Below are 3,454 nucleotides of genomic sequence, written 5' to 3'. Positions count from 1 at the left end.
TGTTCTCGGCGACGACGTGCGAGAACTTGATGACGATGGGAGCTGCCATGGAGACGGTCGAGGTGACCACCAGGGCCAGGGCGGCAAACAGGGTGGCGAACAACAGCTTGCTTTTCATGTCTTTCCTCTCCTCTTTTGAAATAAGTAAATGGGTTGGAATGAAGTTGCTGCCCTCATGGCAACAACTTGAGCATGGTTTCCACCTAAAATGGACATTGCTTCTCTACAAAGTTTCCGGATGAAAACTGGTATAATGTCAGAGTTGTTCAGTTATTTTTTTGCACAATGTCACCTTGGCTTGACTTGTCTGATTTTTCCTGAAGACCTTTTGTTCTATCGAGGTGCCGCTTCCACCAACCGGAGAAGTCTCCCTCCCGCCTACAAGGCGACACCTTCCGTTGACAGATCGTGCCGGCCTTTAGCGATCTAATCTCCTTTGCCGTCAACACGGCAGCTTACAACGCGCAGCTTATCCTCAGCCTGGTCTATGCCCAGCTTGGTGGTTCTCTTCGAGATTCGGAGAACAAACTGCTTCTCTTCGACCTGCCACTGTCCCCCGGTCCATGACACATGCCTGGCAATTCCCAATGAATCTTCAGCAACTTCTTTATTTCAAAGAGACGCACAAAACTAGTTGGAGACTGCTGAGCTTGCTTGAAGCTTTTTTAAACAGTATCCCGAATACAAGGCTGCCAATGGGTTATGAGCCAAAACTCTATCCTTGACCGCAAATGTTGTTACAGGCGCATCTGAGTATTTTGTAAAAAGCATATCGTGGCCAATACAAAGGCCAAGAATGATATTGATATCTGTCTGGTTTTTGTTAAGGATGAGCGCCTGCCCAATCGGATTACAGGTTGCCTCATAGCGATCCTGCTTAATGTGTGGCATGCCATAATCGTCTTTACTGATCCCACTGTTCTTACAGCAGATTGAAAAGACATTGAAATATTGAGAGAGTACCTTTACCAGGGTTTTTGCCTCTCTAGCCAACCCAACACACATGGCAATTCCCACCTTTTTGTATTCCATTTGCTGACAAAATCCAATCAGCTCTTCCAATCTGTTCCATTGCATATAATGCCGAGCTTCTATTTCAGCAGCAGTTTTGAGTATTTTAATAATATTAGGCTCGTCAAAAATCGTCCTAGACTTAATATTTATCTCAGAAAAATCGTTTTTTTTACTACAGTCATGGCCCTGGTAACATTTGCAAGCTACACATCCATTGCACTCAATCATTGCTGACACCTCCAATATTATTGTCTATTGCACTGATGATAGATTCGATCAAAATCCTCAGTCGACTCGCTCAGCTCTTTTTAATTTCGACAGTTCAATTAACCTCTTTGCCTTGGCAACAACCGGATAATCAACGAATTTGCCGTTAATTTCTATTGATGCGACACCTTTATTTTGTGCTTCCTCAAATGCCTTTATTACCTGGATGGCGTCCTCGATTTCCTCTGCACTTGGAGTAAACAATTGATTGATTGGCGAGATCTGCTTTGGATGAATGGCCAATTTGCCAAACATTCCCAACTGCTTAACTCGATTCAATTCAGTTTCGAGTCCAGCCGAATCTGCCAAGTCAGGAAATACTGTATCTACCGGAGGGAGCAAGCCAGCAGCTCGTGAAGCAACAACCAACTGAGAACGTGCATAAAGTAATTCCGTCCCAGTTTTTGAGTAGTCAGCACCAATATCCAGAGTGAAATCAATAGCACCAAAGGCCAGACGGGACACCCTGTCACTGCAGTCAGCAATGGCATAAGCATTCAAAATACCTTTTGCTGTTTCCACCAGAGGAATGAAGTCAACATTCGGCGGCAAGAGCCCCGCAACTGCTTTGACTACCGCTGGATCTTCTGCTTTGGGCAACATTATGCCGCCAACACCAGCATTTATTGCAGCAGCCAGGTCCGCCTTCGCCCATGACGTATCCCAGCTGTTGATTCTTATGTATGTCAGACATTGATGTTCTCCCCTGCCAACTATCTCGGCTGCAAGGGCTCGGGCTTTCTCTTTTTCAGAAACGGCCACAGCATCTTCGAGATCGAAAATAATTGCATCGGCCCCGACGGTAAGAGCTTTCTGCATTAGCTTGGAGTTGCTACCAGGCGCAAACAAGAAACTACGAATGATTTGCACGACTATCTCTCCATTAGAAAGCAACAATAAAACAAGACAGACTATGGGGCTGTCGCCCTTAATGCTTCGTTCATTTTAAAAACAATGTTTGCCAACCCCCCATCGAAAGAGGGCAGCAACTTACATGCCATCCCAGATGGTACGATTTAACTATTTGATTTTTATGAATATTTACGGCCTTCAACAAACTATGACAGGTTTATATTTTGCCCAGGCAAAACAATTGTGTTCAATTTCACAACACGCTGTTTAACTTCTTAACGAACCCCCTGTCGAGAATTAAGAAGACAGAATTAATCGCACAGACATCAGTTGAGGGCGAAGGAAAGCAGTCGGAGCGAGATGGCCCCATCTTTAGGACAGGCTGGCGGGGTTGCATTCCCACAAATTCACTTCTAGTGATTCAAAGTTCACCTCGCCTTCTCCTCCGCACCGGCAAACTGCTTCATGGCATAGGCCAGACTCATGTCGCCATGGACCGTCAATGGCTCTTTTTCGCCCCGGTCGAGAGTGATCGCCGACACCCGCCAGATGCCGAACCGGCGGAATTTCTCCGAGTCGACGGCGACCAATACCGGCCGAGCATCACATTGACTGGCCGCTAAGCAGCAAGACGAGTCCACTTTGAGGATGTCACCGACCAGCTTGGCGGCTTGCACTTCCCATGGCCGGGCTGCCAGCCGGCCTACCAGTGTAGCCAACCTGTTGAGCCCATTGACGTTTGACAGAACCTAAAAATTTTTCAGGCTGGAAAATCAACCACCGTTTGTCGTGCAGGAGATCCAGAACGGGGAAGCCTGCGCACCCTGTGAACGTCGGCATCTGGATCAGAGTCGCAACCGAAACCGAAAATCAGGCCCGTGGCGAATCCCCAAAGAGCCACGAGGCCCGCGCCCGCATGTACGCAGAGATCAAGGGCTGGCAGGTCGTGATGGCCCACAATTAACCAGAGGCCCTCAACAAAGCCGCTTACACCCCCCTGCACCTCAAATCAAAAAAGCCCAGGGCTATGTCCCTGGGCCGACAACATCAATACGTAATCACCTATCAGCTCACCTGCCTCGCGCACGAGACTCAAGCCACGCGACTAGACTTTCGGCAGGATAGGCAACCCTACCGTTCACGACAATCTTCCCTTCAGGACCTCGCCCACGCTAATCCTCATTCGCCAAATGCCTGGGCGTCACTATGCCACCAGAAAAGCGATATGGCCTTCCCCCGGCTTAGTGGACACCGGGTTAGGCTGCAAGTTTAAAATAGGCCGCTTCGTATTCAGCCGGGCTTTTGTAGCCCAGCGTTGAGT

General features: G+C 48.1%; 3 protein-coding genes. All 3 read right to left on the bottom strand.

Features of this window, described 5'->3' with window-relative positions:
* Positions 1–630: 630 nt before the first annotated feature.
* The 3 genes from EDC39_RS15165 to EDC39_RS15475 all read right to left on the bottom strand — a co-directional run bounded on the left by EDC39_RS15165 (position 631) and on the right by EDC39_RS15475 (position 2,852).
* Entirely contained in the window at positions 631–1,242 is a 612-nt protein-coding gene (locus tag EDC39_RS15165; protein WP_148897235.1) for a DUF1847 domain-containing protein, read from the bottom strand.
* A 57-nt stretch (positions 1,243–1,299) separates the two neighbouring features.
* Positions 1,300–2,151 carry an HpcH/HpaI aldolase/citrate lyase family protein gene (locus tag EDC39_RS15160; protein WP_148897234.1) on the bottom strand — a complete coding sequence of 284 codons (852 nt, stop codon included), beginning with the start codon at positions 2,149–2,151 and terminating at the stop codon, positions 1,300–1,302.
* Between the two features lie 410 nt (positions 2,152–2,561).
* Positions 2,562–2,852, bottom strand: coding sequence for a hypothetical protein (locus EDC39_RS15475; protein ID WP_148897233.1), 291 nt, complete (start codon positions 2,850–2,852; stop codon positions 2,562–2,564).
* Positions 2,853–3,454 lie beyond the last annotated feature (602 nt).

The sequence above is a fragment of the Geothermobacter ehrlichii genome (assembly GCF_008124615.1).
Lineage (GTDB): Bacteria > Desulfobacterota > Desulfuromonadia > Desulfuromonadales > Geothermobacteraceae > Geothermobacter > Geothermobacter ehrlichii.
Note: the sequence above shows the minus strand (reverse complement) of the source record. Positions and strands in the feature narration are given on the sequence as shown.